Raw genomic sequence first — 21,405 nt, forward strand, 5'->3', positions numbered from 1 at the left:
GGGCCCCCGCGCTGCCGCCGCGACGCACGGAGGTCCGTGCGGGGGCCCTCAGCGCCGGAAGACCACCGGCTGCCGGCGCGGCGGCGGTGACGGTGGGACGGGTGGACTGCGCCTGCCGGCGCGGTGGGGGCGGTTCGGGTCGCCCGGACCTGGGCCGACGCGGGGTCGGCGGGACGGGTCACCCGCACCCGCACCTATGCCGGCGCGGTATGGCGGGACGAGGCATCCGCACCCGCGCCGACGCGGGCACCCCCGTGCGGGCCCCTACCCGCGAGGAGGTCCCGGAGCCGCCGCCGGACGGGACCTCATCACCCCCGGCCCCCGGCACGGTCACGGACGCCTCCGCCGGCCCGGCCCGCACCCCCTGGCGCGGGCCGCCCGCCGGCCGGCGGTCACGGCCGGTCGCCGCGTACCACCGCCACCGGGCAGTGCGCGTGGTGCAGCAGCGCCTGGCTCACCGAACCCAGCAGCAGCCCGGCGAAGCCGCCCCGGCCCCGCGCGCCCATCACGATCAACTGCGCCTGCTCGGTCTCCTCGATCAGCGCCTGCCGGATACGGTTCTCCACCAGCCGCCGGTGCGCGGTGACCTCCGGATACCGGTCCTGCCACCCGGCGAGCGCCTCCGCCAGGAGACGCTCCTCCGCCGCGCGCATCCGGTCGATGCCGTCGACCAGGTTCTCCGGGAACCCGGGGTCGTCGTCCCCGCGCTCGGTCCAGGTGTTCCACGCGTGGACGGCGACCAGTTCGGCGCCCCGCGCCGCCGCCTCCGCGAACGCGAAGCCGATGGCCGCGCCGGCCTCCGGCGAGCCGTCGACCGCCACCACGACGGGCCCGGTGCCGCGCGCGTCGCCGCGCACCACCAGGACCGGACACCGCCCGTGCGCGGCCAGGTGCACCGCGGTCGAACCGACCAGCAGCCCGATGAACCCGCCCATCCCCCGGCTGCCGACCACCACCAGGGACGCGTCCCGCGACTGCGCCTCCAGCACGGTCAGCGCCTCGCCGGTCACCAGGTCCTGGGTGACCACGACGCCGGGCTCGGTCTCCCGGGCCCGGGTCACGGCGTCGGAGAGCAGCCGCTCGGCCGTGTTGCGCAGTCCGCCGTCCTTCGGGCCGACCGGGGAGGGGCCGAGGGAGACATGCAGCGTGGGCCAGATGAAGGCGTGCACCACATGGAGCCCCACCCCGCGCAGCCGCGCCTCCCGGGCCGCGACCTCCACCGCGGTGAGCGCCGACTTCGAGCCGTCCACACCGACGACGACCGGACCATTCATCACAGCACTTCCGTTCTTCCGCGTGCGCCGTACCGGCGTCACCGCCTGTCTCCAGTGTCCGGCGGGCGAGCCGGGCCCGCATGTGCCGAACGGCCCCGGCGCGAGGGCCGGACAGCCCTGACGGGCGGGGACACCCGGGCCCGTCGCCACCGGGCCGGCGGCCGGTGCGCGACCCGTCGGCGGGGGAGGGGCGGAAGCCGGGCCGGGCGGTCAGGCCCGGGGTGCCAGCAACTCGGTCAGCTCGGCTTCGAAGAGCAGGGCGGGGTCGAAGTCCATCCCGCCGAAGTGGCCCGCCAGCTCCAGGGAGAGGAGTCCGTGCAGCCGGGTCCAGACGGTCAGGGCCCGCTGGAGGGCGGTGGACGGGGCGGGGTGGTCCCCGGCCCAGTTCCGGTGGCCGTCCAGATGGGCGCCGAACGGTGTGGTGGGGCCCTCCGGGGCCAGGGCCGCGCACGCGTCGAGCAGGGTCGCCATGATCCGGCCGGAGATGCCGGTGATGTCGTCGGGCGCGTGGTAGCCGGGGACCGGGGTTCCGTAGACGAGCAGATACCGCTGGGGGTCCTCCAGGGCCCAGCCCCGCAGGGCGTGGGCCAGCGCGGCCAGATCGGGGCCGTCGGCGGAGGCCGCGCGGAGGGTGTCGTCGAGGCTCAGATACGCCTCGCGGATGAGTTCGGTGATCAGGTCGTCCCGGCTGGCGAAGTAGCGGTAGAGCGCCGGTCCGCTCATCCCCATCTGCCGGGCGATGGCGTTGAGGGAGAGCGCGGACGCCCCCGCCGTGGCGATCTGCTCCCAGGCGTGTTCCTTGACCTCGGCCCGCACCTGGGCGCGGTAGCGCTCCCTCGGTGTCGTGGCATCCGTCCTCGGCACGACCGCCTCCTCCCTCGTCCGTGGGGCTACAGCCCTCAAATTTCGTTAGAAGCTATCACGGTGGTGGTTGACCGCCCGTGAGGCATAGCGTTATAACTTCTCACGAACGCAAGAGGCTCTTCGGTGGGCGCCCGTTCTCCGGGCGACGCGCCGATCGGCTGAGAGACCGACGGAGAAGAGGAACGCCATGCCCGGCACCCACGCCGCCACCGCCACCGCCACCACCGAGACCGAGACCGGCGCCCGCGCCACCACCCGTACCGGCACGCACGCGGCCACCGGCACCACCTCCCGCACCCGCACCGGCTTCCGCACCGGCTCCCGGGTCCGCGCCGCGCTGTGGGCCCTCCCGCTGGTCGCCGGTCTCCTCGGCACCGCCGCCGCGCCGGCCGGGGCCGCCCCGTCGCACCCCGGTCAGCCCCTCACCTGCCGGGGGGAAGGGGTCGACCCCGCCGCCCTCGTCCGCCACCGGACCGAGACCGTGATCCACGCACCGCCGCACACCGTGTGGAGGCTCCAGGCCGATGTGGAGCGCTGGCCGGCCTGGAAGGCCGCCGTCACCGGCGCGGACCGTCTCGACCACGGCCCCTTCCGGACGGGTTCCGCGTTCCGGTGGACGATGCCGGTGCCGCCCAACCCGGTGACTCCCGCCACGAGCCTGGAGATCACCTCGACCGTCGAGCAGCTCAGGCGCGGTTCCTGCATCCGCTGGACCGGTCCCGCGATCGCCGACGGACTGCGTATCGACGGCGTTCACGTGTGGACCTTCACCAAGGTCAGGGGCGGTGTCCGGGTGAGTACCGAGGAGACTCACACCGGCCCCCAGGTCGAAGCGCACGTCCCCGTCGCGACCGAGATCCTCCGCCAGGGCCTCGAAGCGTGGCTGCGCGACCTGAAGACGGCCGCCGAAGCCCGCGCCCACGACACGGCCCACGACACGGCCCACGGCGCGGCCCGCGACCGCACCCGCAACCCGGCCCACTGAAGCCGGAATTGCCCGATGGAGAAGACCGGACGCGCTCCGGCGTGTCCGCCACCGGCGCCCCAGGGCACACCCGCGGGGGATGATTTCATCGAGCCATCCGCCGACATGATCGACCGCAGGGGAATGTCCTGTTCGCCTCTTTCCGGCCCCGGGTGTCATCGCGACCCCCGTGCCCCCTCCGGGCGGTGCGTCGAGCCGCCATCTCCCCGTTCGAGGAGGGGTTGGCCGGGCGGCGCACGGCCGGGAGCCCTTCGGCGAGTCCGGCCACAGGAGAACCGGCCGTCCTGTTTTACCCTGGTAGCTCCACCGCACCTCATGCGAAATTCGGGCGACACAGCCGGGGTCGACGCATTCGGGGGTGGGGAATGGGCGGCGAGGGGTTCAGACCTGAGACGGCTTCCACACCTGATCGGCACAGTGCCTGCCAACCGCCGGACAGGCGTCGCGGCACACCGGGCGAGCTTCCGGGAGACCGCGGACGCGCCGGAGAGCCGCAGGCCGGCGCCGCCCCCGAGCATCCGCGCCGCGTGCCGGCGGTGACCGCCGCCGCCCTGCCGTAGCGCCCTGAACCGGCCGCCGGGCGCTCACTCCGGCGGCCTCGGAGGCGGTCCGTGCCCGGACCCTCTCCCGCCCGCTCCGCCCCGCTCTTGTCGAAGGCGAGGTGATTCCCATGCCGAAGCCCGTGCGCCGCGTCATCCGAGGAGACATCTAGGGAGTTCCTTTCTGATCGGGCCGGATCGGCGAGGCGCGGTGCCAGGGCCCGCGAGCCCGGCACGATCCGAAAGAGACGACCCGGTACCGGAGAACGACGACCCGGTACCGGGAGCATCATGAGTGAACCGCTCCCCGGGGCAGCACCGCCCGCCCCGGGGAGCGGGCCGCCCTCCCGGGCGCCCTGTGCCGTACGCACCCCATGCCGCGCTCCCAGGAGGACCGTCCCCGTGCCGAACGAAGAACGCATCACCCGCATTGTCAACCGCCCCGGGCGGGGAATCCTGGCCGCCGATGTCCGTGGACGCCTGCACTGGCTCGACGCGGATCTGCGCCGTGTCCGTTCCTCCCGTTCGACCGTCACCGCCCAGGACCCGTCGGGCGACCCGCTGTACGCCGTAGCCTTCAGCGAGGACGCCGTCCTCACCCGCGACAAGAGGGGCAACATCTCGCGGTGGGACATCGAGACGCTCGCGCTGACCGACCGGCTGGACGCCCGGAGCACGGTGAACCGCGGGTTCCTGATGGAGGGTGAGCAGCCCTCACCGACGATGCTGCGCGGCATCGGGGTCTGGGACGGCAAGATGTACGTCAACAACGGCTACTTCCAGCTCGTGGTCGTCGACCTGGCCGGCTTCACCGTCGACCGGGTCGTGCTCTGGCCGCACGGCTACGACATGCTGGAGTGGTTCTGCACCGACGCCCCCGGTGTGCACGCGGTCTCCGACCGGCACGGCAGAATCCATCTGGGCTCCCTGGACGAACTCTCGTTCCCGAAGGTCGTCGAGGTCGACACCTCCAATGTGCACCGGGTGGTCTACGACGAGCGCCACCAGCGGTTCTGGGCGACGACCGACGCCGGTCTGGGCGACACGTACAAGATCGCCAACGGGGTGGTGACCGTCGGGCTCGACGGTACCCTCGACCAGCGGCTGGACTTCGCCCGCAACGACGTCGAAGGTCTGGTCTTCTCCCCGGACTTCTCCCGCGCGTACAGCGGAGGCTTCGACGGCGAGCTGCTGATCTTCGACAACTCGACCCCGGCACTGACCGTGGCCGACCGGATCGGCGGCTTCACCCACCAGATCACCGACATCACCGTGACCGACGACGGCCGGGTCCATGTCCTGACCCAGGACGGCGAGGTGACCGCGCTCAGCCCCGACGGGACGGTCCTCAACACCCTGGGCTTCGCCCGCCAGTGCGTCTGGGACATCCAGCCCGTCCCGGGAGCGGAGCGGGAGCTGCTGGCGGCGACCGACGACGGAGCGGTACGGCTGAGCCTGGTGGAGCCCGAGCCCGGGCACCCCGCCCTGCGCGTCACCGGCGGGCACACCGGCGGCCCCGGCTTCACCCGCAGACTCACCGTCACCGAGGACGGATGGGCCGGTGTGTTCTGGCCGCGCACCCTGCGCCGGGTCTCCGGTGACGGGACGCCGCTCTGGGAACGGGAGCTGCCGGGCATCGCGCACACCCTGGCCCTGTCCCCCGACGGCGCGCGGCTGCTGGTCGCCTGCAACGCCGGCGGCATCGAGTACGACGCGGCCACCGGCGCCGAGACGAGCCGCGTCGACAACCTGCCCGCCAGCGCCTGGGCCGGCGCCTACCTCCCGGACGGACAGCGCCTGCTGGCGACCCGCAACGGCCGGATGAACGCCTACGGCGCCGACTCCGCGTCCACCTGGTCCGTCGAGCTGGGCAACTACCCCAAGCGTCTGATCGTGGACGGCGACCGGGTCAGGGTCACCGGCGGGGGAGGCGTCCGGGAGTTCGAGGTGGGAAGCGACAAACCGGACCATCAGTACGTGGAACTGCTGGACAACACCGCCGAGAACTGCGCCGTCATCGACGGTACCCTCTGTGCCGTCACCTACGGCATGCAGATCGCCGCCTTCGACCGGACGTCCGGCGAGCTGCTCGCCCTGCACGAGGATCTGCCGGACTTCGCCAAGGGCGTGGCGGCCGTGCGGGGCGCGCACGGCGACGCCTACATCGTCGTGGGCGGCCGAGGGGGCTATCTGCGGCTGTACCGGCTGGACCGCAGCGGCGGCGAGGTGCTCACGGCCGTACGCGATCTGTGGCTGCCCGGTTCACCGGCTGTCCGGGGCGGCACGGTGACCGAAGCAGCGGCAGCCCGGCGGTGACCGTCGCCTCCGCGCCGGGCGGGGAGTCCTCCTCGACACCCGCGAAGGAGGAGTGGGAGCCGTCGCCGTTTCGCAGCGCCCGGTTCAATGTCTTCGCCGCCGGCAACACGGCCAACAACATCGGGGAGGCGGTGTACGCCACCGCGCTGCCCCTCCTGATGTACGAACGCACCGGCTCGCTGGCGGTGATGGCGCTGCTCGCGGGTGCCGTACCGGCGGCGATGCTGCTCGCCCCGGCGTTCGGGGTGGTCGCGGACCGCTGGGGGCCCCGGGTGCTCGTGGTGCCCGGGCTCCTCCTCCAGGCCGCCGCCGCCCTGGCCATGACCCTTCTCCTGCGGGCCGGCCACGACGGGTCCGCCACCCTGTTCCTGTGCGCGCTGCTGCTGGCGATCGGCGGATCGGCCTATCGCGCCGGGTGGATGACGGGCATCCCCGCCATGTTCCCGGACCGGAAGGTGCGCGCTCGCGGCACCCTGAACAGCCTGTTCTTCGCCACCACGCTGATCGGTCCGCTGATCGTCGCGGCGACACTGCCCTGGCTGGGCTACATCGGGCTGCTCTGGTTCAATCTGCTGACGCTCTTCGCTCCCATCGTCGTATGGGCGTTCGGCATCCGGCCGCCCCCGCCCGCCGCCCCCGCGAGCGCGGAACCCGGCGGGGGCGCCCGCTCCGGGAGACTCGTCGAGGGCTGGCGGGCGGTCCGCGGCGACCACCGGATTCTGGCGATGCTGGTGGCACAGCTCGCCCTGGGTGTGGCCTGCGGAACCGGCCTCAACGCGCTCATCGTCTACGACCTCGGGGACACCTGGGACCTGTCGAGCCGGCAGGCCGCCGGTGCCCTGACCGCGATGAACGTGGCCATGCTCGCCGGGAACCTCCTGGTCGCCCAGCGCAAGCGGTTCCACCCCGGGAGATCGCTGGGGCTCGGCATGGTGGTCCGGACGCTCTCCCTCCTGCTGCTCGCCGTGCCGTTCTGGCCGCTGTTCGTGGCCGCCCTCGTCATCGGCGCCCTGGGACAGGGCGCGGTGCTGAGCACGGCGGTGATGATGCGGGTCAAGTACCTGCCGGCGGAGGTACTGGGCCGCGCGACCGGGCTGCTCTGGCTCCTCACCGGTGCCGCCTCGCTCCTCTCACCCGTGGTGACCCCGCTGCTCAGCGAGGCTCTCGGCACCCGGCAGACCTTCCTCGCCCTCGGCGCCGTGGCGTGCGCGGGCCTGTGGTACCTGCACCGCACGCGGAGCGCCTGGACGGCCGGGGACTCACCGGCCCCTTCCCGGCCCGGCGCGGAGAAGTGAGGAGCGCCGGACACGGGCGGGTCCCGGCGGCGGAAGCGGCCCACTGCTCCGGTGCTCCGGTGCGGTGCGGCCCGAGCGGTCTTCCGCCCTCCGGCCCGCGAGGCTGGTTGTCCCGCGGTGCCGGAGATGCTAGATGTTCCACGATCCGCACAGGCCGGACTCCGGAGCGCTTCGCGACCCGGTGACCCGGGACCGACGCACCGGAGAGCACCCCATGAGAATCCATCTGTCCAGTGTTTTCGTCGACGACCAGGACAAGGCGCTGCGCTTCTACACCGAGGTGCTGGGCTTCGTGAAGAAGCAGGAGGTCCCGGTGGGCACGGACCGGTGGCTCACCGTGGTGTCGCCCGAGGACCCCGACGGCACCGAACTGCTGCTGGAGCCCGACGGCCACCCGGCGGTGAAGCCGTACAAGACCGCGCTGGTCAAGGACGGCATCCCCGCCGCCTCCTTCGCCGTGGACGATGTCCGCGCCGAGTACGACCGGCTGCGCGGGCTCGGTGTGCGCTTCACCCAGGAGCCGCAGGAGATGGGCCCGGTCACCTTCGCGGTGCTGGACGACACCTGCGGCAACCTGATCCAGATCGCGCACGGCGCGTAGGCGCCGACGCGGACAGCGCCGACGCGGACAGCGCCGGCGTGAACGGCGCCGACACCCCGCGCCGGGTCCGCCGGGGGCCGGGACGGCTGCCCTCACTCCATCTCGAAGTCCTCGAAATCGAACCCCGGGGCCACCACACACGTCACCAGAACCGGTTCGTCACCCGCGGGCTCCGCGCTCTGCCAGACCCCGCCCGGGACCAGGAACTGCGGCTGTTCACCCCGCTCCACCCTCCCCCCGAGAACCGACTCGACCGCCTCCCCGGGGGTCTCGCCCCTCCCTCCGAGCCGCATGCGCAGCGGCCCTCCCCGGTGCCACAGCCAGAGTTCGTCCGAGCGGACCCGGTGCCACCGGGACTCCTCCCCGGGATGCAGCAGAAAGTAGATTCCCGTACCGAAGGGCCGTGGGCCGCCGTAGCCGGAGGGGACCGTCGCGGCCGTGGTGCGCCAGGTCTCCCGGAACCACCCGCCCTCGACATGCGGTCGCAGACCGAGCAGGGCCACCAGATCAGATAAATCCGTCACGGTCCCATCCTGCGGGCCCGGCCCGCTGGACGGAACGGCCCGGATCAGCCGTTCACCGCACCGGCCCGCACGTGATCGTCCACGGTCCCTCCGCGTACTCGAACCAGACCAGCAGGGGGCCGGCGGGGAGGGGGAGGGTCACCCGGCGGGCGCCGATCTCATTGATCAGGTTCTCGGGGTCCTCGGGAAGCCCGCTCAGGCCCGCGATCTCGTAGTAGTGCGCGATGAGGTTCTCGTCGCCCCGGTACTCCACCGCGAGGTCGACGGGCCCGCCCGTGTGGAGAAAGACCTCGGAGCCCGCCCCGGTGAGGGTGCCCTCCAGACGCCGGGCGGCGGCCAGTGGTTTGACCGTGACGGTCCAGCTCTCCCCGGTCTCGACCTTCAGCCGGAGCGCGCGGTTGCCGTCCGACTGGACGGGGGCGCCGCCCCGGTAGTCGTCCATGCCGCAGATCACGGAGATCTCGTCCTTGTTGTTCCGCCCGAGCGGGCAGACCGAGTGGAAGTCCTCACCCCGGAACACCGCCTCGACGAGGACCGGGCCGGGCGGGACCGCGCCCCTGGTGTCGACGACTCCCGTGCCCAGGCCCTGGGAGACGAAGGGCGCGAAGACCGGCCCGAAGGACCAGACGGGGGAGAACGAGGGTACGGCTCCGGGCAGAGCGTCCGGTACGGGCGTGAGCGGGGCCATGGCCACCTGACCCGCCACGGGCGGGACGACGGGCGCCGGCGGTGCGGGCGGGGTCCGGCCGGCGGGGGCGGGCGGGGCGTTCGTGCTCCCGTAGTCGGCGGTGAGGCCCGGGGCCCCGGAGGCGTACCCCTGGCCGATCGCACGGAACTTCCAGCCGCCGGCCCGCCGGTAGAACTCGCCGAAGACGAACGCCGTCTCCGTCCCGGCCCCGGTCACCGGATAGCGGGCGACGCTCTCGCCGTCCGGGGCGAACACCTCCACCACGGGGTCCGTCAGGGCGGCGAGCACACCTCCCGGCGTGGTGCCCGCGAGCACCACCCGGTCGACCGGATGCTCGACCGCCGCCGGGTCGAACTCGATCCAGTGCGTGCCACCGCCCCCGCCGCCGTGCCGGACCGCACCCGAGGGATGCACGGGCCGTCCGGAGGAGACCAGGTCGTGCGGGCCGCGCATCCGGCCGCTGACGGAGTCGAGCAGCAGCGTCATCACATCCAGCGCGGGGGCTCCGGCGCTGCTGTCGTGGCGCACCACGACCCGGAGGGGAACCGAGGGAACGACACAGTTCCCACCTTTGATCATCTGACCCATACGGCCCATCATGCGTGGCCGGGCACGTCTGTGACCAGCCCGTCCGTCGGAGCGCGCCGGACCGGCCGCCCCGCGTGCCCGGAAACCCGGGCGTTCGAGGCGTGCCCGCCGCGCGCCGGCACCGCACACGGCGGAGACCGGCGGAGGGAGCCGTACCGGTCCGGTCCGGCCCGATCCGCGGGAGACGGCTCAGGGGCGCCTGGTGATGGCCACGTCGCCCTGGAGGGAGAGCGCGTCGCCGAAACGGCCGAGGGCCAGGTCCACCGGTGTCACCTCCAGATGGACCGGGTCCACGTCGATGGGGACGGCCGGGAGGTCGCCCAGGGTGAAATCGATGCCGTCGAACGCGTCACCGACGAGCCCGCCGAGGACGGACGAGAGGGCGTTGGCCACCCAGGAGGCGATGACGCTGACGAGGTCGTCGTGCGGATAGATCCGGAGATCGAAGGAGCTGACACTCTCCGTGGTGGCCTTGAGGGTGGTTCCGGACATCGACAGGCTGAGCGTGATGGTGGGATCGGGCTCCAGCGCCAGATCGAAGAAGGCGTCGGTCGACCCGCCCCAGAGCCATTCGATCCCCGCGCTCCCGCTGCCGGTGACGGAGGCGTTGACACGCACCGTCGGTATCTCGGTGTCCACGACCTCGCACCGGACCTGGTGGATCGCGACCGTCGCCTGGTAGTAGCCGGTGCCTATGCCGAAGTCCTCGGAGTCGCCGGCGTCGAAGGGCATCCCGTCGAGATAGGTGGTGGCGGCCTCGGCGATCCGCTGGACCGTGTCCGTACCGAGCAGGGCGAAGAAGCCGCCGGACGGCCAGCTCTCGGGGAAGGGCGGCTGCGGAACGCCGTGTTCCACCAGATTCATGGCGGCCACCACCCGCTCCGGCTGGATCACGGGGACCGGTGACGACAGATTCAGCAGCGGGATGTCCGGCTTGGGCAGTGTGATCCCCGAGAGGATCTCGCGGGACTGGGCGAGGAGGGCGGGCAGCACCACATTGTCCAGAATCACCTTCTGGACTTCGCTCGTGTCACTGGCGACGGCCTTGACGGGATTCAGGGTGAGCAGCCCGGACCGGTCCGTTCCGGCCTGGACGTCCACCGTCACGGTGATGTCCCCCTCCACCAGGTCCTCGCCCTCGCCCACGTCGACGGTGACATGGACCGGGCTCAGGACCACCTGGAAGGTGCTCCCGTCCAGCGACGCGCCCAGGGCGGCGGCGTGCTCCGCCACCTCCTCCCCGGTCAGCCGGCGCGCTCCGCCGTTCTCCGTGAAGCGGGCGCGCAACTCCTCGTCGGAGTAGGAGGGCGGAGTGAGATCGAAGACCGGCGCGCTCTTCACGTCCCAGGTCACCGTGGTGGGGACGTCATCGTCGTCGTACGGCTCGGAACCGGTGAAGCACCGCGGATACAACTGGCCGTAGACCTCCTCCGCCACTCTGTTCACGATGCCGACATCGGCTCCGACCGCAAGGTCGTAACTCATGGTCCGACTCCCTCTGTCCGAAGTGGTGGTCACGGGCCCTCGTCCCGCCCGGGGCACGGCCGGCCCACCGGCGAAGCGCCCGGTGCCGCCGACCCGTCATACCGTCCCCCGTACACCGGGCCGGACATCTCGTTAAGTCGACATGTCCGGTAACAACCTCTTGTTTCCTGCCAAGGTGGCCAGTTCCGACAGTGGAGATCTATCGGGAACATGGTGATCCAGTGGGACAGCGCCCCTGCTCACCGAGGTGCCTCTCCGCCGCGCGCCCCACTCACGCGCCCCTGGCGCGCCCACCCGGGAAAGACGCGTTCACCACTGTCCGAGCGCGGATTTGCGACAGCGCGAGGGAAGCTGTGGTGCGGCCACCCGGGGTGGCTTTGGATGGCGCCGTGAGCGATTCAACTTTCGATCTCGCGGTCGGAGTCGGTACCGACGCCCTCAACTCCGGCCTCCGGACGGCCCACGACCAGCACCGTGACGCGTTCCGGGGCAGCGTCACCCCGGACCCCATCGAGGGCACGGCGTACACCTTCGCCTGGGACTTCCTGGACGCGCCCACACTGGCCCTCACCCCGCCCGGCCCGGATCTCTGGAACGAGATGATCAAGGCGGACGGTGTCACGGACCTCCCGGACTCCGGGGTGCTCCAGTTCGTCACCGAACAGCTCCAGGCGGACTGCTCGGTCGGGGGCACCCCGCTCCCGGAGGTCACCGGCAAGGTCACCGTCGCCCTTCAGCTGACCCTGGGCGGCGGCGGTATCACCGCCGTCCCCCTGGGCGCCTGGCTGGAGAATCTGCCGGCCGGACCGACCAGCATCATCGTCAAGAACGTCGTGGTCCCCGCACTCCTCAACCAGGGCACCACCCTGCTCCAGGGGCTGAAGATCCCCGCCCAGAACCTCTTCGGGCAGACGGTCACCCTCGACCTCGTCCAGGTGGACGTCATCCCCACCCATCTCGTCCTCGCCTCGACGACCCAGGTGCAACAACAGCAGGAACAGGAACAGGAACAGGAACAGGAACAGGAACAACAGCAGCAGAGGCGGGCGGTGCGCGCCGAGGCCGCGGACTGGCCGACGGACAAGGAGGTGTTCACACTGATCAGCAGGGGTCTGCTGACACAACTGCTGACGGCGGCGGTCAAGAAGTACGAGAACCAGCAACTGGCCAAGGACAGCAAGACCATCGAGTTCCTCGCCTCCGCCCAGTGGGACGCCACCTTCCGCCAGGCCACGAATCTGACGGTCGGCACCGATCCCACCACCGCGTCCGCCGGGGTCGACATCGACTGGCACGCCGAACTCGACCTCTTCCCCACCTCCCCGGACGGCAGCGGCGGCTGTGCCCTGACCAAGGCGGGCCATGAATCGTGACCGGGGATCGACGGGTGACGCACCGGAGATCCACGGGTGATCCCACCGGCGCTCCACCGAGGAGACGCCGGCGCAGCGACCAGCCAGGAGAGGCCCCGCCATGGGCACAGCCCCCATCGAGTTCGATGTCAGCTACACCCCCGACCCGCCCGTCGTCACCGTCCAGGCCACCGGGATCTCGGACACCGCCCTCACGGTGCGGGTGACCGATCTCGATCTCGAACAGGTCACCTTCACCCCCGGGACCGTCCTCGCCGACGCGCTCTCCGGCCTCGTCAACGATCTGGCCAAAGCGGCCCCGGACATCGTCAAGGGGAAGATCACCGGGCTCACCCCCGACATCCCGCTCGACACACCCATCGGCTGTGGCATCCCGATCGGCGGGGCGACCATCCAGATATCGCTGGCATCACCGGAACTGGCCGCCCACGGCGACATGCTCATGATCAGCGGGACCGCCGACATCTCCTGACCCGCGCGCTCCCCGTCCACCGGTCCGACTCACCGCAGGAGACGTACGTGAGCACCCCGTACCCCGACCCCGGCACCGAACCCCGGCCCCTGTACCTCGCGGACACCCCCGGCTACCCCCTCGCCCGCACCGTGGAGATGCCCGGCACGGTCGGATATCCCACCGGCTCCCTCAGCATCCGCTTCGGCGCGCTCCGGATTCGCGCCGAGGGCCGGCCGGAGGCCGTCGCCGGAGAGGAGGGCGCGTACCGGATACCGGCGCTCGTCCTCACCGGCCGGTACGCGCTCGACGCCCGCCCCGACGAGATCCGCGACCTCGACACCGCCGGCCATCTGCGCCCCCTCTCCGACGAGGCGCTCCGGCCCACCCTCCCCGCCGCGACCCGCGACGCCGTCGCCCCCGAGCCGCCGGACGAGGAGACCCTGCGGAAGTGGCGCGACCGCGCCGACAGCCACCGCGACCAGCTGATGCGGACCGAGAAGGGGCAGCAACTGCTCATCACCTACGGGAAGAACAACGAGACCTTCTACGACCTCTTCGACACCTCCAGCACCCTCAGAAAGAACTGGCGCAGAAACGGCACCACCCGGAGCATGTCCGCGCACACCTTCGACACCACGGACCCCCGGACACCGCCCGAGAGCGCGAGCGCGGTCAACGACTGGACCGACCCGGACCACCACACCAGCTACAACGCGAACGCCTTCATCCAGTACGTCAATGTCACCAGCGCGCTCTCCTTCGAGATGAGCTTCGCGGCCGCCGACGCCCAGGACAAGTACAGCGACGCGCTCGACGCCGCCCAGCGGTTCGCCACGGCGGTGAACGACACCGGCAACAGCGGCGACCTGGTCAACCCGATGACCCAGCACGAGGTCTACACCTCCATCGACCAGCACTCCGGCGAGGTGCGCGCCACCACACCCGAGGAGGTCGACCGCTACATCGGACTCGTCCACGGCACCTACGACACCGCACCCGAGGACGAACCCGAGGAGTGGCTCCCGCTCTCGGACGAGCACCGCGCGCGCTACCGGGCCTTCGGCAAGGAGGCCTACGAGGACAGGGCGCGGGAGCGGGAGTCCGCCACCGACACCCTCCACTGGGGCGACTGCCACGCCCGTCTGGAGAACATCCGCGTCACCGGCGACCCCGCCCGGGGCGAGGCCACCGTGACCCTGCCCCCGCTCGCCCTGCACATCGACGACGCCGAGTGGCGGGGCCCGGCCGGCGAGGTCGCCCGGGAGCGGCTGCGCACCATGCGGTTCGTACAGGAACTGCTCCGGGACGCGGTCGCCGAGACCCTCCGGCACGCCGCGCTCACCGGCATCGCCGGCTACGGCCCCGCCGGGGACGGGGAGTCCTGACCCGTGCTCATCCTTCCCACCGGCGCCCCCGCCGAGGATGTCACCGCCGGGATCTGGGCCGGGCTGCTCGCCGACGACCGGCCGCGCTTCGACGCCCTCCTCGACGAGGCACTCGCCCCGCAGCAGGAGTATCTCAGCGACACCGAGCGCGCGCTCTACCGGCAGGGCAAGCGCCTCCGCCCGGCCGTCCTGCTGCTCGCCGCGCGGATGGTGCTCGGCTCCGCGCCGCTGCCGGGGAAGGTGCTGCAAGGGGCGGTCTCCCTGGAGATGCTGCATGTGGCGACCCTGATCCACGACGACATCGTCGACGGGTCGGCGCTGCGCCGGGGGCTGCCGTCGGTCAACGCCGCGCGCGGCACCGAGGCCGCCGTGCTCATCGGCGACCTCCAGTTCGTCCAGGCCATCCGGGGCTTCGTGCGGACCATCGACCGGGACCGCGACATGGCGCTGATCGAGCTGGTCCTCGATACCGCGTTCCAGATCGGCTGCGGTGAACTGGACGAGCTGCGCGCCGATCTGCACCAGGAGCCGGCCCGTCTGATCAAGGACTACTGGCGCACCGCCGACCGCAAGACCGCCGTCCTCTTCGGACTGGCCGCCGAGGCCGGAGTCACCCTCGCGGACGGGCGCACGAGCGACGCCCGCCGCGCGGGCTTCGCCGGCCGCCGGCTCGGCCGGGCCCTCCAGGTGATGGACGACCTCTTCGACCTGGCCCAGGACGAGGCCGGGTCCGGCAAGCCGCGCGGCATGGATCTGCTGCGCCGCCGGGCCTCACTGCCGCTGGTGTACGCCATGGAGGAGCTGGGGCCCGAGCACCGGGTGAGCCGGGTGATGCGCGGTGAGCCCCTGGACGCCGGAGGGCTGGAGCGGTGTGTCGCCGAGGTGCGGGGGACCACCGGGTTCTCCCGCGCCTACGCCGACGCGCGCACCCAGGCGCTGGAGGCCATCGAGCTGCTGCGCCCCTTCGCGGCGAGCCCCCACCGGTACGCGCTGGAGGACCTGGCACTGCACATCGTCGACCGGAGACCCTGACCGGCCCTGACCGGCCCTGACCGACTCTGACCGGACCGGAGCCCATGACCGGCCCGACCCGGCCCCCGCCTCCCGGCCCCCGCCCCCGCCCTCGCGTCCCCGCATCCGCACCCGCCGAATCCACCCGCCCCCGCTGATCCGCCGATCCGCCACCCGCCGATCCGCCCTCCCGAGAAGGAGCACCGCATGACCGCGGCCCTGGTCGACTTCGTCTACGCCACCATGCGCAAGCGGGCCAACGACCCGGACAGCCCCTACTGGCTGCCGAAGACCCTGGAGGCGGTCCGTACCCCCGACGGGCGCGGACTGTCCCCGCTGAAGGTGGACGAGTGGGAGCTGGGCGAGCTGCCGGGCGACACGGGCACGACGGCCGCCGACTCCATCGCCGTCGCCTGGTGGAACTTCGTGGGCGCGGCCTGGGAGCGGGCGGAGCGCGACGGGGCGAGCGGCATCCCGGACAGCCTCGACGACTTCGACAGCCAGCGCGACCGCGACGACCCGTTCCCGGCGCTGACCCTCTTCACCGTCACCATCACCGGACTGCCGAACGCCTCCGTCGGCGAGCTGAGCGACATCGTCGCGACGGAGAACGGCTACCAGGGGACCGTACGGGTCACCGCCGCCGCCTACGACGGCCACGGCTACCAGCCGCGGATCACGGTCGACGGCAGCTACCGCCTCGTCCAGCACGTCGTGGTGATCGACGACCCGGACTCCGCCGACAGCTCGGACTCCGCCGACGGCCCGGCACAGCTCGACGAGGACCTGAGGCCGCCGACCACCGTCCCCGCCGGAGGACTCACGGCGTACGGGGTGGAGTGGCCGTCCCAGACGATCGAGGGCAACGGGGCGTTCGAGTTCACCATCGAGAACGTGGAACTCGACGTCCGGCTCACCATCGAGACCGCCGGGAGCGGCTCCGGCCGCGCGCCGAAGGTGACGGTCGACTCCGTCGCCGTGGTCTCCACACCGGTGTACACCCTCGACGAGGACAAGCTGACCATCGAGGGCGACACCGTCACCGACCTCAACCGCAAGGCCTGGAAGGGCGCAGCGGTGCTGGCGTTCGACAGCCCCGACGCCGCCACCGCCCTCACCGCCAAACTCGGCGCCGCGCTCGACGCGGACGACTTCCGCACCCAGTTCTCCGGCGCTGTCACCGATCAACTGGCGCAGGCGCTCGACAGCGTTCTCGGCACCGGGGCGCTCCCGACGGGCGGCGGCCGGCCCCCGGCCGGCGACGGGCCCCTGGAGGTCTATCTCTTCGACCGCGCCCGGGCCGCCCTCAACGACCCGGACTCCGGCTTCTATCCGCCGGCCGTCGTCGCGTCCGCCGACGACCCGAAGCTCGACCCCCTGTCGATCGACACCATCGACCTCGGCGACCAGCAGGTCATGGGCGTCCCGGTCAACTTCACCCTCAACTCCGTCACCATCAGCGGTATCGCCGACGCGCTCATCCCGGACGAGGACGCCACCCTGGTCGCCGAAGGCGTCGACGCGACCCTGCGGTTCGGCCGGATCTCCGGCACGCCGATCACCATCGACGCCGCCGTGGTGGCGACCTTCGTCAACTCCGGTGACCAGCTCGACGGCACCATGACGACCACCGCGCGACAGCCCTCCGCGACCCTCGGCCTCTCCTTCTCGGGACCCGACGCCGACTCCCTGACCATCGGGCTGCGCTCGCTCGCCATCGATGTCGACCCGTCCGGACTGGACATCGCCGTCCATGTCGAGGGCCTCCCCGACCAGGCGCTGCACACCATCCTCAACACCGAGGAGATCAAGGACGGCTTCATCGAGGGCGTCCGGGAAGGCGCCGCCGCGCGCAAGGACGACATCGCCCGGGCCCTGACCGACAACGCCCGCACGGTGATCGCCCGGAAGCTGGGCGGCTGACCGAGGCCGCGCGGGAGCGGGTCCGCGCGCCGAGCGGCCCGCACGCCCGCATCCGTACGACCGCCCGCCCCCGCCCGGAAGGTCTCCCGCATGCGGTTCACCGAACTCCAAGCCCTCCTCGACCGGCACACCACCGGAGACACCCTCACCCTCGCGGCGGCCGACCTCGGCAGCGGGCCGGCCGCCGCGCTGATCGCCACCTGGCTCGACGACCGGACCCTCACCCTCGGAGCCCTGCACCGCGAGGACCACCCGGACACCGGCACCGTCGTCGTCGGCGGCGAACTCGGCGCCCTGGGCATCACCGGCGCCCGGGTCACCGGCGCCGAGTTCGGCCTCGACCCCGTCAACCAGGACCCCACCCTCTTCCTCCCCCTCCCGACCCCCGGGGGCTGGACGCTCCCCGTCTCCTTCCCCGACACCGGGGGCAGCGACCTGGCCGGCCTCGCCTTCGGCGACCGCCCGCCCGAGCTGCTCCTCACCTCCGTCCCCCGCCCCGCCCGCGACGGCCGCCCCGCGCTCGGCCGGGGCCTCACCCTCCACGCGCCCGTGGTCCGGGACCCGGCACCGCTCGGCCCCTTCGCCGGCCTGGTCCGCCGCACGGGGACCGACCTCTCGCTGACCGGGCCCGTGGCGCGCCGCCCCGTCGGAGCCGAGGTCGTCACCGACATCGCGCTGCGCTCCGTACCCGAGCCGTCGGCGGATCTCGGCGGGGACTTCTCGCTGTGGGCCGGGTCGAGCGGAGAGCGCCCACCCCTGGCGTACGGACTCCGGCTGGCCGCGGATGTCGTACTGGCGGAGGGCGTCGGCGCGAGCCTCAGCGCGCCGGTCCCGGCCGCCGGGAGCGAGATCGTGCTCGCCGTGGACACACTGCCGGACGGCGAGGTGGGGACGGCCGTCCTCGAAGGGTGGTACGGCACCGGAGCGGCCGTGGAGCGGTTGACCTCCCAGGGATACACCCTCGGCGGCGCCGTCCGGCTCGCGGAGCTGGGTATCCGCCTCGACGGGACGAAGACGGGCCAGGGCCTGGCCGCCGCCCTGACCGCGATCACCGTCCGGGCCGTGGCCGCCCCCGATGTCCCGTGGCCCATCGCGGGCGACGACCTCGCCGTGACGGGCGTCGCGGCCGAACTGACCGTCACCGCGCCGCTCACCCCGGCCCGCGCCGCCACCGTCACCGGATACGGGGACTTCGCCGTGGCGGGCGCGGTCGCCCTGCACGCCGCCGCGGCGATCCCGCCCGGCAGCTTCGAGCTGACCCTCGACGAGGAGACCCCGGCCAGGCTCCAGGACGTGCTCCGGCACTTCCTCCCGGGCGCGGACCTCAGCGGCGCACCGGATCTGACGCTGAAGAAGTTCCATGGCACGGCCGTTCCCACGCGCGGCGAGTACAGCCTCTCGGCCACGGTGACCACCGAGTGGCACATCGGCATCGGCGCGGCCGTCCTCCGCCTCGAACAGGCGACCCTGGAGGTGGAGCGCGCCAAGGAAGGGGCCGGGGGCGCGGAGCGGGCCGGGGTCCTCCCGGACGGGGGCGCCGCGAAGACCACCGGCACGGTCGCCGCACGCGCGACGCTCGGCCCGGAGAGCGGTGACGGCTCCCTGGTCTTCGACGCCGCCTGGCACCTCCCCGGCGGCTTCGAACTCGGCGGCACCCTTCCCGAGGCCGATCTCACCGCCCTCCTCGAAGCCCTCGCCTGCCGGGTCGACATCCCCCTGCCCGACGGTCTGCCCGAGGTCGAGCTGCGCGACTCGACGGTGCGCCTGCGCCTCGGAGCCGCCCAGGCGAGTGAGGCGGACGAGGGCAAGGGGTACGAGCTGACGGTCGGCAGCACCGTCGAGTTCGCCGGGGCCACGGCGCTGACCCTGGTCGGGAAGGCCGCGAAGGGCGGTGACGGCACCCTGTTCGCCGCCGCCTTCTGGCAGGACGGCTGGGCCTGGTCGCCCGACCAGGTCCCGGGCTGGTCCGATGTGCTGGGCATCCTCGGCGGCATCACCTTCGCCAAGTCCGGAGCCGCCGTCTGCTCGGCCGACGGGGTCACCCTCGCGGCGGACTCGGCCCCGGACACCTTCCCGGCGACCCTGGACAAGGGCCTCACCTTCTTCACCGAGATCGGCTTCACCGGCCCGCTGGAGCCGCTGAAGGCTCTCTTCGACGGCGCCGCGACCGGCGTCCACCTGCTGGCGGTCCTGACCTCACCGGTGCGGAACTCCGTGTTCAGGGCGTCCGTCGCCGAGCAGCGACTGCGGCCCGGCTTCGGCGGACTGGAGGTGGAGATCCAGCCGGCCCAGCTCAGAATCACCCTGGAGACCTCCTGGAACTTCACCGTTCCCGCGATGGGCTCCGCACCGGAGACACTGCTCCAGTTCGTGGCCGGAGGAACGGTGTCCGAGGAGGGTTTCTCGCTCTTCCTCACCCTCAAACCCGCCGACTCCGCCCTCGGCACGGCCGCCGGTCAGCTCGCCCCTGGCCGGCACGCCCTCGTCCTGGACGGACCGGGCCGTACGGCTCTCTCGGCCACCCCCGTGACCAGTGGCGACGGGCGGACCGTGCACGACGCGACCCGCCGTCTGATCGAGGCCGACACCCCACCGGGCGGGCCCGCCTGGAAGAACGCCTTCGGTATCGACGGCTTCGACATCGAGGCGTTCTGGGCGCAGATCGGCGGCGGCACGAGCGGGCTCACCCTGGGCCTCGGCGGGACCATCACCGTCGGCGAGGCCGGTCTGGAGCTGGATGTCGTCGGCGGACTCGAACCGGAACCCTTCATCACGGTGTTCCGCTTCTCCCTCGCCACCGCCGACCGGTCCAAGGGCGTCTCCCTCCGGGACATCCTGGCGATCGTCCTCACCCCGCCGGACGCGCTCGACTTCCTGCGGAAGATCGTGCTGCACGAGCTGATGCTCTGCGCCGTCACGGTCCCCGGCGGCTGGACGAGCCCGCTGGGCGAGCACTGGGAGCAGGGCTACTACGCCAAGGGGAACGTCGACTTCTTCGGCAACAACTGGCGCTTCGAGATCGGTGTCGGCAACGACGGCATCCACGCCGACAGCGCGATCGCGGAGCCGCTGACCATCGGGGAGTGGTTCACCCTCTCGGACGCCAACGGCACCAAGGGCCCCCGCTACCTCCTCGACACCCGGGGCATCAAGGAACACCACCTCCCCGAGAAGATCCTCTCCCTCTCCGGGAAGGTCGCCCTGCTGGGGATATCCGTCGCCGTCGAGGCCGAACTCGGCTCCGGCGGTTTCGCGTTCACCCTCGAAGCCCATCTGCTGACCATCCTGACGTCGGAGGTCACCTGCACCCTCGACGCCTCGACCGGACTGCACGCCGCGGCCGATGTCGGCCTGGACTTCGGCGTCAACCTCCCCCGGGCGGCCCTCCTCGGCGGCATCCCCGTCCCCGGCGGCAGTCTGGTCGGCATCACGGCGCACGGCGGCTTCGATCTGCTGGTCGACGGCAACGGCGCGAATCTGCGCCTGACGGGCGACTGCGACGCCTATCTCGAGGGCGTCCATCTGGTCGGATTCCATCTCGATCTGAGCTTCGGCGTCCAGTCGTGGGACGACATCGTGGGCTATCTCCAGAGCAACCCGGAGAAGCTCTTCGAGAGCCTGGGGGAGGGGATCTGGGAGGCGATGAAGAACTGTGCCACGGGGAAGGCGGCGGAGCTGACGTAGGGCTCCGTCCGCCGCCCCAGGCCGGGTGGGGAACGGTGAACACTGACCACTCGCGTGGTCCCGTCCGCGGTGCCCCTTGCCGCCCGCCGAGGGCATCATTCTTCGCCTGAACGCCCGCTGAACATCAGGGAGAAGACGCTGTCCGGCGCCTGCGGGCGGAAACGCGTGGAGAGGGTCTGCCCTGAGCCGCACCGCTCCGGCACAACGCACCAGGACCAGCGCCCTGCTCGACCAGCGGACGGAACCGTCGGCGCGATGACTGCTCCGGGGGATACGGTGCTACCGAGCCCCGAGCCTGCGGGGGCCGGTACGACGACGGTGCGGGGGAGTTGTCCTGAAGCAGGTCAGGCAAAACAGCATGATCACGTGAAGGAACGACAGGTCAGGAAGTGTGGTCCCCGCGCACGCGGGGGTAG

General features: G+C 72.3%; 15 protein-coding genes. 10 read left to right on the plus strand and 5 right to left on the minus strand.

Annotated features, from left to right (window positions below; genetic code table 11):
• Positions 1-392: 392 nt before the first annotated feature.
• Positions 393-1,274 (minus strand): universal stress protein, encoded by an 882-nt coding sequence (locus tag ABT122_RS21075; protein WP_351554253.1) that lies wholly within the window; start codon positions 1,272-1,274, stop codon positions 393-395.
• A 210-nt stretch (positions 1,275-1,484) separates the two neighbouring features.
• Positions 1,485-2,138 carry a TetR/AcrR family transcriptional regulator gene (locus tag ABT122_RS21080; RefSeq protein WP_351554256.1) on the minus strand — a complete coding sequence of 218 codons (654 nt, stop codon included), beginning with the start codon at positions 2,136-2,138 and terminating at the stop codon, positions 1,485-1,487.
• Between the two features lie 337 nt (positions 2,139-2,475).
• Here ABT122_RS21080 and ABT122_RS21085 point away from each other — a divergent pair, with 337 nt between their 5' ends.
• From ABT122_RS21085 to ABT122_RS21100, 4 genes are all read left to right on the plus strand, one after another.
• Entirely contained in the window at positions 2,476-3,123 is a 648-nt protein-coding gene (locus tag ABT122_RS21085; protein WP_351554400.1) for an SRPBCC family protein, read from the plus strand.
• A 941-nt stretch (positions 3,124-4,064) separates the two neighbouring features.
• The gene (locus ABT122_RS21090; RefSeq protein ID WP_351554259.1) at positions 4,065-5,978 is read left to right on the plus strand and encodes an outer membrane protein assembly factor BamB family protein; all 1,914 of its coding nucleotides are present in this window, start codon (positions 4,065-4,067) and stop codon (positions 5,976-5,978) included.
• Complete coding sequence (locus ABT122_RS21095; protein ID WP_351554262.1) at positions 5,975-7,273, plus strand: MFS transporter; 1,299 nt, start codon at positions 5,975-5,977, stop codon at positions 7,271-7,273. The genes ABT122_RS21090 and ABT122_RS21095 overlap by 4 nt, the downstream gene beginning before the upstream one ends.
• Before the next feature lie 214 nt (positions 7,274-7,487).
• Complete coding sequence (locus ABT122_RS21100; protein ID WP_351554265.1) at positions 7,488-7,874, plus strand: VOC family protein; 387 nt, start codon at positions 7,488-7,490, stop codon at positions 7,872-7,874.
• A 92-nt stretch (positions 7,875-7,966) separates the two neighbouring features.
• On the opposite strand, the gene ABT122_RS21105 is transcribed toward ABT122_RS21100, so the two are convergent.
• The 3 genes from ABT122_RS21105 to ABT122_RS21115 all read right to left on the minus strand — a co-directional run bounded on the left by ABT122_RS21105 (position 7,967) and on the right by ABT122_RS21115 (position 11,159).
• Positions 7,967-8,398: a cupin domain-containing protein gene (locus ABT122_RS21105; RefSeq protein WP_351554268.1), complete on the minus strand. Its 432-nt coding sequence runs from the start codon at positions 8,396-8,398 to the stop codon at positions 7,967-7,969.
• Positions 8,399-8,450: 52 nt separating this feature from the next.
• On the minus strand, positions 8,451-9,674 hold the full coding sequence (locus ABT122_RS21110) for a TerD family protein (protein WP_351554271.1): 1,224 nt from the start codon (positions 9,672-9,674) through the stop codon (positions 8,451-8,453).
• Between the two features lie 189 nt (positions 9,675-9,863).
• The gene (locus ABT122_RS21115; RefSeq protein ID WP_351554274.1) at positions 9,864-11,159 is read right to left on the minus strand and encodes a hypothetical protein; all 1,296 of its coding nucleotides are present in this window, start codon (positions 11,157-11,159) and stop codon (positions 9,864-9,866) included.
• Between the two features lie 389 nt (positions 11,160-11,548).
• On the opposite strand from ABT122_RS21115, the gene ABT122_RS21120 reads away from it, so the two are divergent.
• From ABT122_RS21120 to ABT122_RS21145, 6 genes are all read left to right on the plus strand, one after another.
• Complete coding sequence (locus ABT122_RS21120) at positions 11,549-12,532, plus strand: hypothetical protein (protein ID WP_351554277.1); 984 nt, start codon at positions 11,549-11,551, stop codon at positions 12,530-12,532.
• Between the two features lie 100 nt (positions 12,533-12,632).
• Positions 12,633-13,004 (plus strand): hypothetical protein, encoded by a 372-nt coding sequence (locus tag ABT122_RS21125; protein WP_351554280.1) that lies wholly within the window; start codon positions 12,633-12,635, stop codon positions 13,002-13,004.
• A 47-nt stretch (positions 13,005-13,051) separates the two neighbouring features.
• A complete protein-coding gene (locus ABT122_RS21130; protein WP_351554283.1) occupies positions 13,052-14,371 on the plus strand; it encodes a hypothetical protein in 1,320 nt (439 codons plus the stop codon).
• A gap of 3 nt (positions 14,372-14,374) precedes the next feature.
• Entirely contained in the window at positions 14,375-15,403 is a 1,029-nt protein-coding gene (locus ABT122_RS21135) for a polyprenyl synthetase family protein (RefSeq protein WP_351554286.1), read from the plus strand.
• Between the two features lie 186 nt (positions 15,404-15,589).
• A complete protein-coding gene (locus ABT122_RS21140; RefSeq protein WP_351554289.1) occupies positions 15,590-17,305 on the plus strand; it encodes a hypothetical protein in 1,716 nt (571 codons plus the stop codon).
• 90 nt (positions 17,306-17,395) lie between these two features.
• Positions 17,396-20,989, plus strand: a complete 3,594-nt coding sequence (locus tag ABT122_RS21145; protein WP_351554292.1) for a hypothetical protein — start codon at positions 17,396-17,398, stop codon at positions 20,987-20,989.
• The last annotated feature ends 416 nt before the right edge of the window (positions 20,990-21,405 follow it).

Source organism: Streptomyces sp. NPDC001985, assembly GCF_040296845.1.
GTDB lineage: Bacteria > Actinomycetota > Actinomycetes > Streptomycetales > Streptomycetaceae > Streptomyces.

Excerpts from the sequence above, each read along its gene's own strand:
- ABT122_RS21075 (WP_351554253.1), bottom strand. The coding sequence starts at position 1,274 with ATGAATGGTCCGGTCGTCGTCGGTGTGGACGGCTCGAAGTCGGCGCTC.
- ABT122_RS21100 (WP_351554265.1), top strand. The coding sequence starts at position 7,488 with ATGAGAATCCATCTGTCCAGTGTTTTCGTCGACGACCAGGACAAGGCG.
- ABT122_RS21110 (WP_351554271.1), bottom strand. The coding sequence starts at position 9,674 with ATGGGTCAGATGATCAAAGGTGGGAACTGTGTCGTTCCCTCGGTTCCC.
- ABT122_RS21115 (WP_351554274.1), bottom strand. The coding sequence starts at position 11,159 with ATGAGTTACGACCTTGCGGTCGGAGCCGATGTCGGCATCGTGAACAGA.
- ABT122_RS21125 (WP_351554280.1), top strand. The coding sequence starts at position 12,633 with ATGGGCACAGCCCCCATCGAGTTCGATGTCAGCTACACCCCCGACCCG.
- ABT122_RS21140 (WP_351554289.1), top strand. The coding sequence starts at position 15,590 with ATGACCGCGGCCCTGGTCGACTTCGTCTACGCCACCATGCGCAAGCGG.
- ABT122_RS21145 (WP_351554292.1), top strand. The coding sequence starts at position 17,396 with ATGCGGTTCACCGAACTCCAAGCCCTCCTCGACCGGCACACCACCGGA.